13 protein-coding genes are annotated in these 15,732 nt (G+C 44.5%); 7 read left to right on the top strand and 6 right to left on the bottom strand.

Going from position 1 to position 15,732, the window contains the following annotated elements; all coding sequences use genetic code 11:
* Positions 1-83: 83 nt before the first annotated feature.
* Genes ACVBIO_RS09855 through ACVBIO_RS09845 form a run of 3 tightly spaced genes read right to left on the bottom strand, consistent with a single transcriptional unit; the run spans position 84 to position 3,394 of the window.
* Positions 84-1,169 (bottom strand): glycosyltransferase, encoded by a 1,086-nt coding sequence (locus ACVBIO_RS09855; protein WP_447172493.1) that lies wholly within the window; start codon positions 1,167-1,169, stop codon positions 84-86.
* A complete protein-coding gene (locus ACVBIO_RS09850; protein ID WP_447172492.1) occupies positions 1,166-2,251 on the bottom strand; it encodes a glycosyltransferase family 9 protein in 1,086 nt (361 codons plus the stop codon). The genes ACVBIO_RS09855 and ACVBIO_RS09850 overlap by 4 nt, the downstream gene beginning before the upstream one ends.
* A gap of 57 nt (positions 2,252-2,308) precedes the next feature.
* Positions 2,309-3,394: a glycosyltransferase family 9 protein gene (locus ACVBIO_RS09845; protein WP_447161042.1), complete on the bottom strand. Its 1,086-nt coding sequence runs from the start codon at positions 3,392-3,394 to the stop codon at positions 2,309-2,311.
* An 85-nt stretch (positions 3,395-3,479) separates the two neighbouring features.
* Here ACVBIO_RS09845 and ACVBIO_RS09840 point away from each other — a divergent pair, with 85 nt between their 5' ends.
* Positions 3,480-4,220 carry a 3-deoxy-D-manno-octulosonic acid kinase gene (locus ACVBIO_RS09840; RefSeq protein WP_447172491.1) on the top strand — a complete coding sequence of 247 codons (741 nt, stop codon included), beginning with the start codon at positions 3,480-3,482 and terminating at the stop codon, positions 4,218-4,220.
* Between the two features lie 138 nt (positions 4,221-4,358).
* Here the strand turns inward: ACVBIO_RS09840 and waaA are convergent, their stop codons facing one another.
* Entirely contained in the window at positions 4,359-5,630 is a 1,272-nt protein-coding gene (waaA, locus tag ACVBIO_RS09835) for a lipid IV(A) 3-deoxy-D-manno-octulosonic acid transferase (RefSeq protein WP_447172490.1), read from the bottom strand.
* A 181-nt stretch (positions 5,631-5,811) separates the two neighbouring features.
* Here waaA and ACVBIO_RS09830 point away from each other — a divergent pair, with 181 nt between their 5' ends.
* The 5 genes from ACVBIO_RS09830 to glpG all read left to right on the top strand — a co-directional run bounded on the left by ACVBIO_RS09830 (position 5,812) and on the right by glpG (position 10,314).
* Positions 5,812-6,453, top strand: coding sequence for a TetR/AcrR family transcriptional regulator (locus tag ACVBIO_RS09830; protein WP_447161039.1), 642 nt, complete (start codon positions 5,812-5,814; stop codon positions 6,451-6,453).
* Between the two features lie 259 nt (positions 6,454-6,712).
* Positions 6,713-7,909: a glycine C-acetyltransferase gene (locus tag ACVBIO_RS09825; RefSeq protein WP_447161038.1), complete on the top strand. Its 1,197-nt coding sequence runs from the start codon at positions 6,713-6,715 to the stop codon at positions 7,907-7,909.
* Between the two features lie 84 nt (positions 7,910-7,993).
* Complete coding sequence (gene tdh, locus ACVBIO_RS09820) at positions 7,994-9,019, top strand: L-threonine 3-dehydrogenase (protein WP_447164189.1); 1,026 nt, start codon at positions 7,994-7,996, stop codon at positions 9,017-9,019.
* Between the two features lie 126 nt (positions 9,020-9,145).
* Complete coding sequence (glpE, locus tag ACVBIO_RS09815) at positions 9,146-9,454, top strand: thiosulfate sulfurtransferase GlpE (RefSeq protein WP_447161036.1); 309 nt, start codon at positions 9,146-9,148, stop codon at positions 9,452-9,454.
* A gap of 20 nt (positions 9,455-9,474) precedes the next feature.
* The gene (gene glpG / locus ACVBIO_RS09810) at positions 9,475-10,314 is read left to right on the top strand and encodes a rhomboid family intramembrane serine protease GlpG (protein WP_447161035.1); all 840 of its coding nucleotides are present in this window, start codon (positions 9,475-9,477) and stop codon (positions 10,312-10,314) included.
* A 160-nt stretch (positions 10,315-10,474) separates the two neighbouring features.
* Here glpG and elbB read toward each other — a convergent pair whose 3' ends face one another.
* A complete protein-coding gene (gene elbB, locus ACVBIO_RS09805) occupies positions 10,475-11,128 on the bottom strand; it encodes an isoprenoid biosynthesis glyoxalase ElbB (RefSeq protein WP_447164190.1) in 654 nt (217 codons plus the stop codon).
* Positions 11,129-11,515: 387 nt separating this feature from the next.
* Here elbB and polA point away from each other — a divergent pair, with 387 nt between their 5' ends.
* Positions 11,516-14,272, top strand: a complete 2,757-nt coding sequence (gene polA, locus ACVBIO_RS09800) for a DNA polymerase I (protein ID WP_447172489.1) — start codon at positions 11,516-11,518, stop codon at positions 14,270-14,272.
* A gap of 676 nt (positions 14,273-14,948) precedes the next feature.
* Here polA and yihA read toward each other — a convergent pair.
* Positions 14,949-15,626 carry a ribosome biogenesis GTP-binding protein YihA/YsxC gene (gene yihA, locus ACVBIO_RS09795; RefSeq protein ID WP_447161032.1) on the bottom strand — a complete coding sequence of 226 codons (678 nt, stop codon included), beginning with the start codon at positions 15,624-15,626 and terminating at the stop codon, positions 14,949-14,951.
* Positions 15,627-15,732 lie beyond the last annotated feature (106 nt).

The raw sequence follows: 15,732 nt of genomic DNA, 5'->3' as shown, positions 1-15,732 counted from the left end.
ATATGAATAATTTTGCGCTATGTATAATAGATAACGTTTGTTGTTTGCACTCACAACAATTCCCCTCACAAACTCTTCAATGTTTATTTAACCAATGCCAAATATTCTTGAGCAATCCGTGCCGCTTGTACTTTTGCTAAAATATCGACTTCTGCCAACTGTGGCGGTGAAACTAAAACTTCATCTAATTTATCAGCTAGCGCTTGTGGATCACGCCGTGGAACCAAAAATCTAGCTAACTCTCCAGTCATGATCTCCTTCGGCCCATGAGGACAATCGGTACTGACGACTGGCGTTCCACAGGCTAATGATTCAATCAAAACCGTTGGCAAACCTTCAAAATCTGAACTTAACACTAATGCCTTGGCGCTTTTTATCCATGGGAATGGATTAGACTGAAACCCAGGAATAATCACTCTATGCTCAACACCGAATTTCTTCGCGGCCTTTAGTGCCTTTTTTGGGTTGTGACATAAGAGCACCACCGGGATTTGGCTTTCCATTGCTGCAATGGACTGAAACAGAATGTCATGACGCTTCTGCTTCACATATCGGCCAATATGGATCAAGTAATCGTTATTAGGGATCCCTTGCGCCTCTTGTTCTGATAGCGCATTAATATCAACGAATTCAAAGGGGTTATAGATACATTGGATAGAGGCTGGGCAGATACGCTTAGTCTGCAAAATCTCATCAGCAATACCTTGAGATACCGTCACTAAATGCTGGCCATTTAATGCCTTTTTAGCCTTAAGCTTCTTCAGGTATGCAAAAGGGCCCTGTTTTGCATATCGAGCCAACTCCTCTTCAACCGAGGCATGTACCACCACAAACAGCGGTGAAACCTTAGTTTTGATCATTAATCGATTGGTTTTATCTAAATTAGAAAGAAATAGCTCAAACTTTCCAGTTTCAACTTCAATCTCTTCAATCTTATGTTTTAATCGAGCAGCTGCATGCTTCGTTCTAAATGCTCGATCAAAATCTCGATCATTTTTAGCAAAACAAACATGCACGGGCAAACTACTTGGAATATCAAAAGCTACATTGTCAGTCATGACTAAGAAATGAGGCTCATGCCCTAATTCTGTAAACTCTTTAGCCAGTGTCAGCATGACTTTTTCGGCACCACCGCCCGCTAAACTATCAATAGCGATTGCAATTCTCATGACTGAACTCCAAATTTATGACTGTATAAATCAGTGATGATATCCATGCCTATATCTAGGCCATTAATGCATTTGCACAGGGCTAAGGCACTCTCTAGTTTGGCTAGATTTTCCACCCTAATTAATTCAGTAAGCCCAGCTAACATCAGCACCGCATTACTATCACTGCACACGGTTAAGCCACGCTCTTTACAGACTTTAAGCCGATAGTTCTGATCTTTCGATACTGCTACGGATAATGTGGGTTTCTTTAATGCTATAGCCTGCAACAAAGTGTCGCCGCCACTTAATACGGCAACTTTAGCAGCATCAAGCAGATCGATAAAATCACCATGATTTAACTCATCTATCGCTGTAACACCTTCAGCATCAAACATCGTATTAGGGTAGTTTGGCCCATATACCATAACGCACGGGATCCTTGTCGCTTGATAGATATCAGCGGCGGCACGTGCAAACTCTTCCACAATATAGCCCTGCTTATTTGTGTGACCACCAGACCCTGCATTGAGCAGAATGAATCCACCAGCACTTAGATTGTATTCCTTTAACAGCGCCGCTTGACGCTCTGAATTGGGGTTTACAAATATGGGACCAATAACCGTCGGCTCAGGCTTATCGATTAACTTCAGCTTTAAACGATCAAGCCAACTAATGGGGCCAATAACAAATTCAGGTTGCACGACCCAATGACTATCCGTCACTCGTGCGCGCAATACTTTCATGCCACGACTTCGCTTACGCTTATGTTGACTCAGAAAAATAACTTTCGCGCCCAACTTATTGGCATGAGTCAGTTGAGAGCGGCGACCCGATGCGTCAAAGATGACAAAGTCGGGTTGAAAGAATGACATAAAATCATTGACCGCTTTGATATTCTTTGTCGGCGTATCGTCTAAAAGTGCCGCTGGATAGGGGCAAGTCGATGCATAAGGCGCGTGACGACTCAAAATGAATTGAATTGTCGCATTAGGCCAACGGCGCTTAACTTCATTTGCAACGATCAAGGAGCGCATATACTCCCCCATACCTTCGGCTGAAGATACAGGTACAAATAAAAATTTTGGAGAGGCTAGGGTCATTGACTCAACTCATCAGACTGCAAAGAAGCATTGGGTTGGTAGGCATACTAACAAAAATTACCCGGCAGAGGGTTGCAACAAAGGATCTAACTGCTCAATAACTTGTTCAACACTGATCAATGCCATCAAATGCTCACCTTTAGCTCTTGTGCCCCAAGGGATCTCACCTTGCTTCTGCTCGGTGATGACTTGGTCATAAACACTCACCACCGAGTCTAAACAAGTATAAGGCCCTGTGCGACCAGGATTTGAATGGGCATATAGCCCAATCACTGGTGTACCTTGGGTCACCGCCATGTGCGCTGGGCCGGTATCCGGCGCCAATACTACACTTGCTTGCTTGAGTATCGCCAATAATTGCAATAAAGAGGTTTTACCCACTTGGTTTTCTAGTGTCGATTTTGCCGCTGCTTGTATATTTTCAGCAAGCTCACGCTCCAGTGGCGTAGGTCCACCGCATAGCATGACTCGGTAACCTTTTTCGGCGGCATAGTCAGCGACAGCAGCATAGCGTTCAGGTAACCAATTACGCTCAGCCTTACTCGCCGCCGCGCAGATAACCATAACTTTACTTCCGTCAGGAATAAGCGCTTGAGCAAATTCGGTATCTGCTGCTGGTACTGGGATATTCCAACGCGGAGCGATGTCGGTAACGCCTACGGCTTTGGCAAAGCCCATGAAACCATCTAAAACGTGCGGTGTTGCCTGAGGTTCAATATGGTGGTTTGTCACTAGCCACTGGCCTTCTTTGGCTCTAAAGCGATCGAAGCCAATACGAGTTTTAGCAGAGATAGCTAATGAGGCAATCGTCGCGCGCAGGGCGATCTGCATATGCAGTAACACATCAAACTTGCGACCTTTTAACGCATGCTTAAGATTAAAATAGCTGCGCCAGCCCTGTGATTTATCAAAAATCACAAACTCCACCCCTTCAAGGTGCTTAAGCAGTTGATATTCAATCTTACCCAAGATCCAAGTAATTTTTAGTTGTGGATAGCGACGCTGAATCGCCTGCACCATTGCCACCGCATGGCAAACATCACCAATTGCTGACAACCTTAATAGGCATAAAGACTCTGCATTGCTTAAATCTATGCTGTTTGATTTAGCGTTCTGATTGTCACTGGAAGTAGATAAGCTCATTAGTGCTCGAAGGTTATTTGGCGCAATCTACCGATCTTAATGTAGAATGCCTGCAGGTTCCACGCTTTAGCTTACAATTCTATCTATGAAGTTTAAAAAAACCGCCAAAGGCAGCATCGCTTATTGCCACAATACGCCACAAGATATCGAACCAACTTGGTTTGGTGCCGATTTTTGGCGCGAAAAATCTGCAGTAACAGGCTCATCAAAAGGCCGTTATACCACTTGGTTCGTCGACGCGAGTTGCATTGCTAGCGAACAAAATCAGTGGGTGCTTCGCCACTACTATCGTGGTGGTTTGATAGAAAAAATCAGCCGTGACCAATATCTATTTACCGGTTTAGAAAAAACTCGCGCGGTAGCAGAACTCGCCTTATTAGAAACCCTGTACCAGCAAGGCTTTGCAGTGCCTAAGCCAATAGCGGCAAACGTCGAGCGCTCAGGTCTATTCTATCGTGCAGATTTAATCATAGAGCGAGTGGAAGGTGCTGAAGACTTAGTCGCGAGACTGAGTACAACCACTATGACCACTGAGCAGTGGCAAACTCTCGGTGAAGCGATTGCAGAGTTTCATCATCACGGTGTTTACCATGCCGATCTTAATGCAAAGAATATTCTTATTTGCGATGACAAGTTTTACTTAATCGATTTTGACCGCGGCGAACTTAGAAAGCCAAATACTCAATGGCAGCAAGCAAACATGAGCCGTTTACTACGCTCCTTTAGAAAAGAACTTAGTAAACTAGCAACGCTGGCATTTACCGAAGAAAATTGGCTGCAACTGCATCTGGCCTATCAAGCCAAGCTCAACCTATTATCTAGCTGAATCAATTGTCTAGTTGGATCAAAAAAGGTCTGCATTAATTGCAGACCTTTTTACACTCTATTCGTTCTGGTTATCGCTCTTAGCTCAAGCAGCCCTAGTCAGCTCAAAATATTTACTGAAGCCATGCTCTAACAGAGATTATGCCCTGCTGCGAATAAACGCCTCCACCATGGCCATCTGCTTTTGTAGTGAGCCTCTGTTTTGTGCCACAACATCTTTTGCCGCTTCACTCGCCTGACTATAGGCTGTTTTATCTTCGAATAAATGGATCAAGTTTTGTGCTAACGCTTCAGATGAAGCAACTACTTTTAATCCACCAGCCGCTTCGAGTAACTCAGTGATCTCATTAAAGTCACGGTAATGTGGCCCCATCATCACAGGTAATCCCATTGCTGCAGGTTCCAGCGGATTATGACCGCCATGCACAATAATCGAGCCACCCACAAAGGCTTGATCGGCGGCGCCATAAAAGGTCAGTAACTCGCCCATAGTGTCACCCAACAACACCTGTGTACTTCCTAAAACCGGGTCACTAATACTGCGCCGTGCAAGAGTTAACCCTGCCGACTTAATCGCTTGTGCCGCCGCATCAAACTGCTCAGGATGGCGAGGAACCATCACCATGAGCGCATCTGGGTCGCAAGCTAGCAGTTGTTTATGGGCTTGAATTAACGCCTCAAACTCGCCAGGATGCACAGAGCCTGCCACCCATACCGGTTTATTGGTCGCCAGCCATTGCTCACGTAATGATTTAGCGCTGTCGATACGCTGTTTATCAATACTGATATCAAACTTCAAACTGCCACACACTGTTACTTTGTCACTGGCTACACCTAAGGCGATAAAACGCTCGGCCGCTTGCTGCGACTGCGCCGCAATGGCATCGAGCTGCTTTAACATAGGCGCTGTGAGTTTATGGTACTTTTGGTAAGATTCGGCCGATTTTTGCGACAAACGCGCATTAGCTAATAGGACGTTAGCGCCCGATAGCTTGAGATAGTGGATCAAGTTTGGCCAAAGCTCTGTTTCCATGATGATGCAGTATTTAGGTGCGACTTGCTTTACAAAACGCTTGGCACACCATGCCAAATCAAAAGGCAAGTAACAGTGCTGCACACTATCACCAAAGGCGCGAGTGACCTCGGCAGAACCTGTTGGGCTAGTTGTGGTAATGGTAATAGTTAGCTTAGGGTGCTGCTGCTGGATCTGTTTAATTAGCGGAATCGCCGCTAAGGTCTCCCCCATTGATACTGAATGGACTAAGAGGTCGGTCCGATTTAATTTTTTAAAGCCGAAGCGCTCTGCCCAGCGGCCACGGTAGTCCTTACTTTTAAAGGCGCGTACAGCAAGGTAAACCAACAATAGAGGACTAATTAAGTATAGGGCTATCGAATAAAGGCTGCGATTCATGAAATTGGGTACTTTCGTGAGTTTTACTTGAAGAATTAAGCTAATGCTAACATGATAGTCGCAGCTTAACGTAATTACACTCGTGTGATTTAAACAAGATGGCGCACAAGGAAAGGCCCTTAAATAGCCTATTACGTGCCGACTTAACCATTATACTGGATATTAATCATTTAGGATGAATATGAAGACCCGTGACAAAATCGTACAAGCCAGTTTAGAGTTGTTTAATGAACACGGCGAAAGAGCTATCACAACCAATCATATCGCCGCCCACCTAAATATCAGTCCCGGTAACCTTTATTATCACTTTCGCAATAAAGAAGACATCATTCGCTCAATCTTCAGCCTTTATGAGCAACACCTAGAATCAGGCTTTCAGCCTTATATCGATAAAGAGGTTGATGTTGACCTGTTAATTGGCTACTTCGATGCGATGTTTTACACCCTATGGCAGTTTCGCTTTATGTATGCCAACCTTGCAGACATCCTTAGTCGCGATGAAACCTTAAAAAATCGTTATCTTAAGGCGCAGCAAGACGTATTGGCACGCTCGACGGGTGTACTAGAAAAACTAAACCATGATGGCTTTCTAGCAGTCCATCAAGAAGATATAAAACCACTGGCCGATACAATTAAGATGCTAGTCAGCTTCTGGATCAGCTACAAACTCACTCAGACCCAATCAAATATTGGCTCAATCACTAAAGAGTCGCTATACGAAGGTTTATTACGTGTGATTATGCTGTTTAAATCCTATGCAACGCCAAGCTCGCAAGCCACGTTTGTGAGGCTAGAAGAGCATTACCGCTCGCAAATGCTTTAATCCTCAAGTGAGCAAATCAAGCGTATAGGCCATAATCTATACGCTAAAAATCACCACCGCATAGCCTCATAATTGTCGCCACCCACCGGCAAAAGTTACCCACAGGTAACGCATTAGTTTATCTAATGTTACTTCAAGCTATCCCCTAATCTAAATAATCCCTTGCTATACCTTAAAAAAAGGCTGTAGAGCCGCGTAAATTAAGGTTAAAATGCCGCCACTCCAATACTCAAAATAATGCTAATTAAGGAGAATAAAGGTGCCTAAGACCTCATTCTACAACCAGATAAATCAACAGCTTGCTGACGTAAAAGCCGAAGGCTTATATAAAAGCGAACGCGTCATTGTTTCTCCTCAACAAACGGCAATTGAAGTCAATGGCGATAAAGTCATCAATTTTTGCGCCAATAACTACCTTGGCTTGGCCAATCACCCAGAACTCATCAAAGCTGCTCAAGGCGGTCTCGATGCCCACGGTTTTGGCATGGCATCTGTGCGCTTTATTTGTGGAACTCAAGATATCCATAAGACACTTGAGGCAAGCCTTAGCGAATTCTTAGGCATGGAAGACACCATTCTTTATTCTTCGTGCTTCGATGCTAACGCGGGTCTGTTTGAAACCTTATTGAGTGCCGAAGATGCCATTATTTCTGACGCGCTAAACCACGCCTCTATCATCGATGGTGTGCGTCTTTGTAAAGCTAAGCGTTTCCGTTATGCCAACAACGACATGGCCGATCTTGAAGCGCAGCTAAAAGCAGCTAAAGAAGCGGGCGCACGCAACATCATGATCGCCACTGACGGCGTATTCTCAATGGACGGCGTTATCGCCAACCTAAAAGGTGTGTGTGATCTGGCCGACCAGTACGGCGCACTGGTCATGGTTGATGACTCACACGCTGTGGGCTTTGTTGGTCAAGAAGGTCGTGGTACTCACGAGTATTGTGAAGTGATGGACCGCGTCGACATTATCACTGGCACATTAGGTAAGGCTCTTGGTGGGGCTTCAGGTGGATTCACCTCAGGTAAGAAAGAGGTGATCGACTGGTTGCGTCAACGTTCTCGCCCTTATCTATTCTCAAACTCATTGGCCCCTTCAATCGTCACCGCCTCTATCCACGTACTTGAAATGCTCAAGTCTGGCCAAGCGCTACGTGAAGCGGTTTGGGAAAACAGTCGTTACTTCCGTGAAAAAATGTCTGCTGCAGGCTTCACCCTTGGTGGGGCTGACCATGCAATTATCCCTGTGATGATTGGCGATGCAAAGCTGGCTGGTGATTTTGCTAACCGTCTATTAACTGAAAACATCTACGTCATCGGTTTCTCTTTCCCTGTGGTACCAAAAGGCCAGGCACGTATTCGTACGCAAATGTCTGCAGCCCACACTAAAGAGCAGATTGACAAAGCGATTGAAGCCTTTACCCGTATCGCCAAAGAGATGGGCATTATCAGCTAAAATTAAACCTGTAGGGCTACGTATGTAGCCCTTCTTGAATGACATTTAGCAAGCTGCAAACGCTAGCTTGTAATAGGTTATAAAATGAAAGCACTGAGCAAGTTAAAGCCTGAAGAAGGCATCTGGATGGTTGATGCGCCTAAGCCAGAAGTGGGCCATAACGATCTACTGATTAAAATCCGTAAAACAGCTATTTGTGGTACCGATGTTCATATCTATAACTGGGACGAATGGTCGCAAAACACGATTCCAGTGCCTATGGTTGTTGGTCACGAATATGTCGGCGAAGTCGTTGGTATGGGCCAAGAGGTTCGTGGCTTTACTATTGGCGATCGCGTATCTGGCGAAGGCCATATCACTTGCGGCCATTGCCGTAACTGCCGCGGTGGACGTACTCACCTATGCCGTAACACCTCTGGTGTGGGTGTAAACCGTGAAGGTGCCTTTGCAGAGTACTTAGTTATTCCGGCCTTTAACGCCTTTAAAATCCCAGATGATATCTCGGATGACTTAGCATCTATCTTCGATCCATTTGGTAACGCTGTTCACACTGCACTGTCATTTGATCTAGTCGGTGAAGACGTGCTAATCACGGGCGCAGGTCCAATAGGTATCATGGCTGCGGCCGTTTGTCGTCACGTAGGTGCGCGCCATGTGGTGATTACTGACGTCAACGAATACCGTCTAGAATTGGCAGAGAAAATGGGCGCTACCCGCGCCGTTAACGTTGCCAAAGAAAGCTTAGAAGATGTAATGCAAGAACTTGGCATGACTGAAGGCTTTGATGTTGGTCTTGAGATGTCAGGTGTGCCAAGTGCATTCCACTCTATGCTCGATACCATGAACCATGGCGGCAAGATTGCTATGCTAGGTATTCCAGGTGGCGAAATGGCTATCGATTGGAGCAAGGTGATCTTTAAAGGCTTAATCATTAAAGGCATTTATGGCCGTGAAATGTTTGAGACTTGGTACAAGATGGCCAGTCTTATCCAATCAGGCCTAGATATCTCGCCAATCATCACTCACCATTACAGTATTGATGAGTTCCAACAAGGTTTCGATGCAATGCGTTCAGGCCAATCTGGTAAAGTTATCTTAAACTGGGATTAAATTATTAGCCTGTTTAACTTTTAATCTGTTAAACATAACGCTAATTATTGACTCTACAAAGGGGCTGTAATACGTCATTGCGAGTATTCCATCCCCGTTATATCTATCAAACAATACAGGTTTACTATGTCAGCGTTTCAACACCTTAGCGTTAATCAACTTATCCAGATGCAAGCAGAATCAAGTGAGCTGCAAATCGTCGATATCCGAGATGCGGCAAGCTATGAAGCAGGCCATATTACTGGCGCGGTTAATCTAACCAATGACAACTTGGCCCACTATATTAGCGATGCCGATATGGATCTGCCGCTCATAGTAGTTTGCTATCATGGAATTAGTAGCCAAAGTGCAGCGACCTACCTCAATGAGCAAGGCTTTGATGACGTCTTTAGCTTAGATGGCGGATACAGTGCCTGGCACCAAGCCAACCTATAAACCAGCGTGAGGGTAAATTAATGATCGAGATTGGCAGGCTCCCCAATAGCCGAGCAGCGCAGGCTCTCATTGACTACCTAAAAGGGCTTCACATTGACTGCGAACTGATGCCAACCGAGCAAGGTGTGGCACTGATGATCCATGACCAAAATCACTTCGACAGAGCCCACCGTGAATACCAAGCCTTTATTCATAACCCCTATGACGAAAAGTATCTCGCAGCATCTTGGGAAAATGGCGATACTCACACCAAGCTTGATTACGGTAATCCGAGTCTGCAACTCGTTAGCCAGTTTATAACAGGGGCCGGCCCGCTGACTCTGCTCGTCTTTTTTACCTGTGTCGTCATCTATGCTGCAATGAGTCTTGGGTTTGCCAACCCTATTTTTGAACAATTATCATTTTTCGGTGCGACACCTTCAGCAACGCTAAGTGAGTTTTGGCGGATCTTTACTCCCAGCCTAATGCACTTCTCCGCCATGCATATTATCTTTAACTTGCTGTGGTGGTGGTACCTGGGTGGCAAGATAGAAAATAAAATCGGCTTTACCCCGCTGTTTATTCTGCTCATCGTTGGCGGTACTCTGCCTAACATCTTGCAATACTATATGGCAGGGCCAAACTTCGGCGGATTGTCGGGGGTAGTCTATGCTGTTGTCGGTTACACGTGGATAATGGGAGTTAAGCGGCCAGAATCAGGTATTGGGCTTCCACCAGCTTATATCGGTTTTATGCTTTTATGGCTGGTACTCGGCTTCACCGACATGTTTGGCTTGTCTATCGCTAACGGGGCACATCTTGGTGGTCTGCTTGTTGGCGTTATTCAAGGGTTTATTGACAGTAAATCCCGCAAGTTTTAGCCGTAACTATAGCTTAAGAGGCTTGACGTGATGTTAAAGCACGCACTCAGCGTGAATATCACCTTTATACAGACAGCTAACATATAGCCCGCTCCTTGCGGGCTAACAATCATCACCACTTAACAAAGAATACAGCAGCAAGCTTTATTCATATTAAGCCCTAAGCCATCTCAAGTACTTTTGTAACTAATTTACTGATCCCAGAGTGCGCCTCAACAATATTACTGGCCAACATATAGGCTGGGGTACTCACAACTTTGTGTTGCTCATCAACCACAATATCATCAACAGAAACGGCATGATGCTGTCCGCCTTGCTGTTCAAAGGCTGCTGCAGTGCCCTCATCTGAACCAATCGTGCCACATACTCCTTGGCCGTACAGTTTCGGGATCATAATTGGCGAGATACAGATAAAGCCCACCGGCTTATGCGCGCTGGCAAATTGTGAAATAAAGCGTTCAACACTCGGCTCAACCGAATGTTCAGCCCCTGTTACCGCAAAATCACATAAGTTCTTGGCTGCACCGAAACCACCGGGGATCACCAAAGCGTCAAATTCGTTAATATTCAGTTCGTCTACAGCTTTAATTTCACCACGAGCAATTCTTGCTGACTCCACTAAAACATTGCGGCTTTCGCCCTCTTGCACTTCGCCAGTTAAATGATTCACTACATGGTATTGAGGGATATTAGGCGCGAAACATTGATAACTTGCACCGGCTTTAGTGATCTCCAATAACGCTAAAACTGATTCATGTAACTCAGTGCCATCATAAACGCCGCTACCACTCAAAAGAACTGCTACTTTTTTCATTAAAAAGCCTCTTTATATATCATATTGTTTTAACAAATTTGTAATAAACCGCTTGATCAGATTATTTATCATGCTAAGTTAGGTCAACACTTTGTCAAGTGAATAATATTTAACCAAGGAATGGGTTCAAAATACGCATAAAAATAAAAAGTCCACATAATTAGTTCAAATAGCCAAAATAAAACTCACTTCACACATTTAATTTTATCGGCTATTTTTCAACAACTTAAGAGCTACCGCTCTCACTCCTCTTTTTTATCAAGATCGTGTTACCCTGTTCCATTCACAGAGTTATCCACAGGCTGTGTAACATTTTTACGTGGCCGAAATTGCCCTTATATGGCATGCTAGCGCCATCATCGAATACCGATAAACGAATACTAAACTATGCCTAAAATTGCCGATAACCCTTTAATTCTTGTGGATGGTTCTTCTTACCTTTACCGCGCTTACTATGCACCACCTCACCTAACGAATTCTAAAGGGGAAGCAACCGGTGCCGTCTACGGCGTAATCAATATGCTTCGCAGCCTGATTAACCAATATAAGCCATCACAAATGGCTGTGGTGTTTGACGCAAAAGGCAAAACATTCCGCAACGACATGTATTCAGAATACAAGGCTCAGCGCCCGCCAATGCCTGATGATCTGCGCAATCAGATTGAACCACTACACAGAATCATTAAGGCGCTCGGTTTACCTCTAGTGTGTATTTCAGGGGTTGAAGCCGATGACGTGATTGGTACTATCGCAACTCAAGCAAGTAAAGAGGGTCGCGCGGTTCTTATCAGTACTGGTGATAAAGATATGGCGCAGTTAGTTGATGATAATGTCACACTAATCAATACCATGACCAACACCATCATGGGGCCTACAGAGGTTACCGAAAAGTTTGGCGTCGGTCCGGAATTAATCATCGACCTATTAGCCTTGCAAGGTGATAAAGCCGATAACATTCCAGGTTTACCTGGTGTGGGAGAGAAAACTGCGCTGGCAATGCTAACCGGAGCGGGGAGTGTTGAACAGATTTTAGCGGCTCCAGAGAAAATGCCTGAACTCGGATTCCGTGGTTCTAAAACAATGCCCGCTAAAATCATTGAGCATGCAGATATGCTCAAACTAAGTTATGAACTAGCGACCATCAAATTAGACGTAGAGCTTGAGCAAGATTGGCATCAACTATCAATTGAGCCAGCAAATAAAGACGAGCTCATTAAGTGTTACGGTGAGATGGAGTTTAAACGCTGGTTAGCAGAAGTACTCGATAACAAAGGCGACAAAGCCACGGCTGCGGACTCTGAAGATGATGCGCCAGCAGCAAAGCTTGATATCGCAGTTGAGTACGAGACCATTCTTACCCTAGAACAACTCGACAGCTGGATTGAAAAATTAAAGTCTGCCGAGCTGGTTGCCATTGATACGGAAACCACAAGCCTTAACTACATGGAAGCCAAGCTAGTCGGGATCTCTTTTGCGGTTGAAGCAGGTAAAGCCGCTTATTTGCCGATTGCTCATGACTACGTTGATGCACCAGAGCAACTAGATAAAGCCGTTGTGTTTGAAAAGCTGCAGCCACTACTTGAAGATGAAAATCTTAAAAAAGTTGGCCAAAACCTTAAGTATGACATCAGCATTTTGGCTAATGCAGGAATTACCCTACGCGGTGTACAATTTGACACCATGCTTGAGTCTTACGTGTTTAACTCTGTCGCTTCAAAGCACAATATGGATGATTTAGCGCTTAAGTACCTTGGCCACAAGAACATCAGTTTCGAAGAAATTGCAGGTAAAGGGGTTAAACAGATCACCTTTAACCAAATTCCACTTGAAACAGCCGCGCCATATGCCGCAGAAGATGCCGATATCACCCTGCGCCTGCATCAGCACCTTTGGTCGAGACTAGAAAAACTGCCAAAACTTGCCAGCGTATTCACTGATATTGAGTTGCCACTGATCAATACTTTATCGAATATCGAGCGCCAGGGTGTATTGATCGATAGCATGTTGCTAGGTCAACAAAGTGAAGAGCTAGCGCGCAAAATTGATGAGCTCGAACACAAGGCTCACGAGATCGCAGGCCAAGCATTTAACCTCAGCTCTCCCAAGCAGCTACAAGAATTGTTTTTTGAAAAACTCGGCTACCCGATTATCAAGAAAACCCCTAAGGGTGCGCCGTCAACAGCAGAAGAAGTGCTGGTTGAGCTTGCGCTAGATTACCCGCTACCTAAGATCATCTTAGAGCACCGTAGCCTTGCAAAGCTAAAGAGCACCTACACAGATAAACTACCATTGATGGTTAATGCTCAAACAGGTCGAGTACATACTAGCTATCATCAAGCGAATGCAGCCACGGGTCGTTTGTCATCAAGTGAACCTAACTTGCAGAACATCCCAATTCGTACCGAAGAGGGGCGCCGCATTCGCCACGCATTTATCGCACCTGAGGGTAAAAAGATCCTCGCGGCCGACTACTCGCAAATCGAACTTAGAATTATGGCTCACCTATCACAAGACAAGGGGCTACTCACCGCCTTTGCCGAAGGAAAAGATATCCATAAAGCAACTGCGGCAGAGGTCTTCGATGTCGATTTTAGCGAGGTAAGCTCAGATCAGCGTCGCCGCGCGAAAGCGGTTAACTTCGGTTTAATTTATGGTATGTCGGCATTTGGCTTAGCCAAGCAGCTTGATATTCCTCGCGCTGAAGCACAAAGCTATATCGACACTTACTTTAAGCGCTACCCAGGCGTGCTCAAGTATATGGAAGAAACCCGCGCTATAGCAGCCGATCTCGGTTATGTATCGACACTATTTGGTCGTCGTCTTTACCTACCTGCTATTAAAGATAGAAATGCTATGCGCAGACAAGCGGCCGAACGTGCTGCGATCAACGCACCTATGCAAGGCACAGCTGCTGACATTATCAAAAAGGCAATGATCAATATTGCCAACTGGATTGAAACTGAAACAAACGGCGAAATCATCATGATCATGCAGGTACACGATGAATTGGTGTTTGAAGTCGATGAAGCAAAAGCAGACAGCTTACAAGCTAAGGTGTGTGAGCTAATGGCCGCTGCGGCAAAACTCGATGTAGAACTACTCGCAGAAGCTGGACTTGGTGACAACTGGGAACAAGCTCACTAATTTGCTGCCAATCAAATTAAGCGCAATGACATTAGCTGACAGTCCCACACTGTCAGCTTTTTTATCTCTTCTTCCCACCCTATTTTTTGCAGCACTATACACTCTCAGAGCCGCGCCAGAACCGCTGTGATATTTTTAAGCTAGAACAGCAAGTATCAACTTTAAAATTAGATGTTTATATGAAATATTTCGATCAATAACTGTGCTTTTATTGAGCACAAGTTGAGATATCCATCACATTATTGTGTGTTTTTTACAAAAACAGTTTTTCATATAGCGGTTAATGGAGTAATATTCTCTGCGTAGGGTACAGAGGTTAAGATGTTCTATCTTTCAGACCTTTTTTTTACGTTTACTACTCTGTAGTAAATGGCCAAATTATGGCGCCTCAGCAAATCTAATTTGCTGGGGCTTTTTTTCGTCTGAAATAAATTTTAGAGTAATTACTTTAAATTGAATAAAATTCGAGTTATGCTGTGTTCATTGAGCGATATCAACACTGTTTGATTGAACTTGAGTCTTGTTGAATTTAGCTTCTCCCCAAAAGAGCTATTTTACGCCGATGGTTTTTCCGTCGGTTTTTTTTTGCCTCATTTTCACTATTTTTCCTAAAAAAATACCAAAAAAAACGCCCCTTAAAAGGAGCGTTATGTATCAGTTTGGCCTGACGTAAAAGTTACTCTTTGCCAGCTTCTGATTGAGCAGCTATCGCATCGGCTTGAATTTGTTGCATCAACCATTCAGGCTTACACCAACCATCAAGAATACCGAGCACCTTGCTCTTACCAATTCCTTTTAATGAAGAAAAAGGCTCAACCTTTACAGCATCTTCGAAGTTGCTCAGTTTCTTACGAACTTCGTTAACCATCTTCATTCTGGCGCTTTGACCAAGCTTATCAGCTTTAGTTAATAGCGCTAAAACAGGGATATGGCTTTCAACGGCCCACTCAATCATCTGCATATCAAGATCTTTTAGCGGATGACGAATATCCATCAGTACGACAACGCCGCTCAAACAATCACGCTTAAGCAAGTATTCACCCAACGCCTGCTGCCACTTAAGTTTAAGTGCTAAAGGTACTTGAGCAAAACCATAACCTGGTAAGTCGACCAGACGGCGGTGCTTATCCAACTTAAAAACGTTAATTAACTGCGTACGTCCAGGTGTTTTACTGGTTCGAGCAATTTTTTGCTCCGACAGTAAATTCAGTGCACTCGACTTACCCGCGTTAGAACGACCCGCAAACGCAATTTCTACCCCAACGTCGCCAGGGAGGTATTCATTCAAGTGCGCAATATCTGGCGCACTAATTAAAAACTCTGCTTTACGGAAATCGATACGAGATTCACTCACAATTAACTCCAAAACTTTTTTCAACTAACTTGGTTAAATATCGAAGAGTTGCTTACATTTTCACAATTTCGTGTAAAATATTACCCCGATCACATAAAATACATTT

Source organism: Shewanella sp. 0m-8, from assembly GCF_052977265.1.
The sequence above is the reverse complement of the archived record's forward strand: the minus strand, read 5'-3'. Positions and strand labels throughout refer to the sequence as shown.

Coding starts and splice junctions, on each gene's coding strand:
- ACVBIO_RS09830 (WP_447161039.1), top strand. CDS start 5,812: ATGAAGACCCGTGACAAAATCGTACAAGCCAGTTTAGAGTTGTTTAAT.
- ACVBIO_RS09850 (WP_447172492.1), bottom strand. CDS start 2,251: ATGACCCTAGCCTCTCCAAAATTTTTATTTGTACCTGTATCTTCAGCC.
- tdh (WP_447164189.1), top strand. CDS start 7,994: ATGAAAGCACTGAGCAAGTTAAAGCCTGAAGAAGGCATCTGGATGGTT.
- elbB (WP_447164190.1), bottom strand. CDS start 11,128: ATGAAAAAAGTAGCAGTTCTTTTGAGTGGTAGCGGCGTTTATGATGGC.
- waaA (WP_447172490.1), bottom strand. CDS start 5,630: ATGAATCGCAGCCTTTATTCGATAGCCCTATACTTAATTAGTCCTCTA.
- ACVBIO_RS09840 (WP_447172491.1), top strand. CDS start 3,480: ATGAAGTTTAAAAAAACCGCCAAAGGCAGCATCGCTTATTGCCACAAT.
- ACVBIO_RS09845 (WP_447161042.1), bottom strand. CDS start 3,394: ATGAGCTTATCTACTTCCAGTGACAATCAGAACGCTAAATCAAACAGC.
- ACVBIO_RS09855 (WP_447172493.1), bottom strand. CDS start 1,169: ATGAGAATTGCAATCGCTATTGATAGTTTAGCGGGCGGTGGTGCCGAA.
- glpG (WP_447161035.1), top strand. CDS start 9,475: ATGATCGAGATTGGCAGGCTCCCCAATAGCCGAGCAGCGCAGGCTCTC.
- glpE (WP_447161036.1), top strand. CDS start 9,146: ATGTCAGCGTTTCAACACCTTAGCGTTAATCAACTTATCCAGATGCAA.
- polA (WP_447172489.1), top strand. CDS start 11,516: ATGCCTAAAATTGCCGATAACCCTTTAATTCTTGTGGATGGTTCTTCT.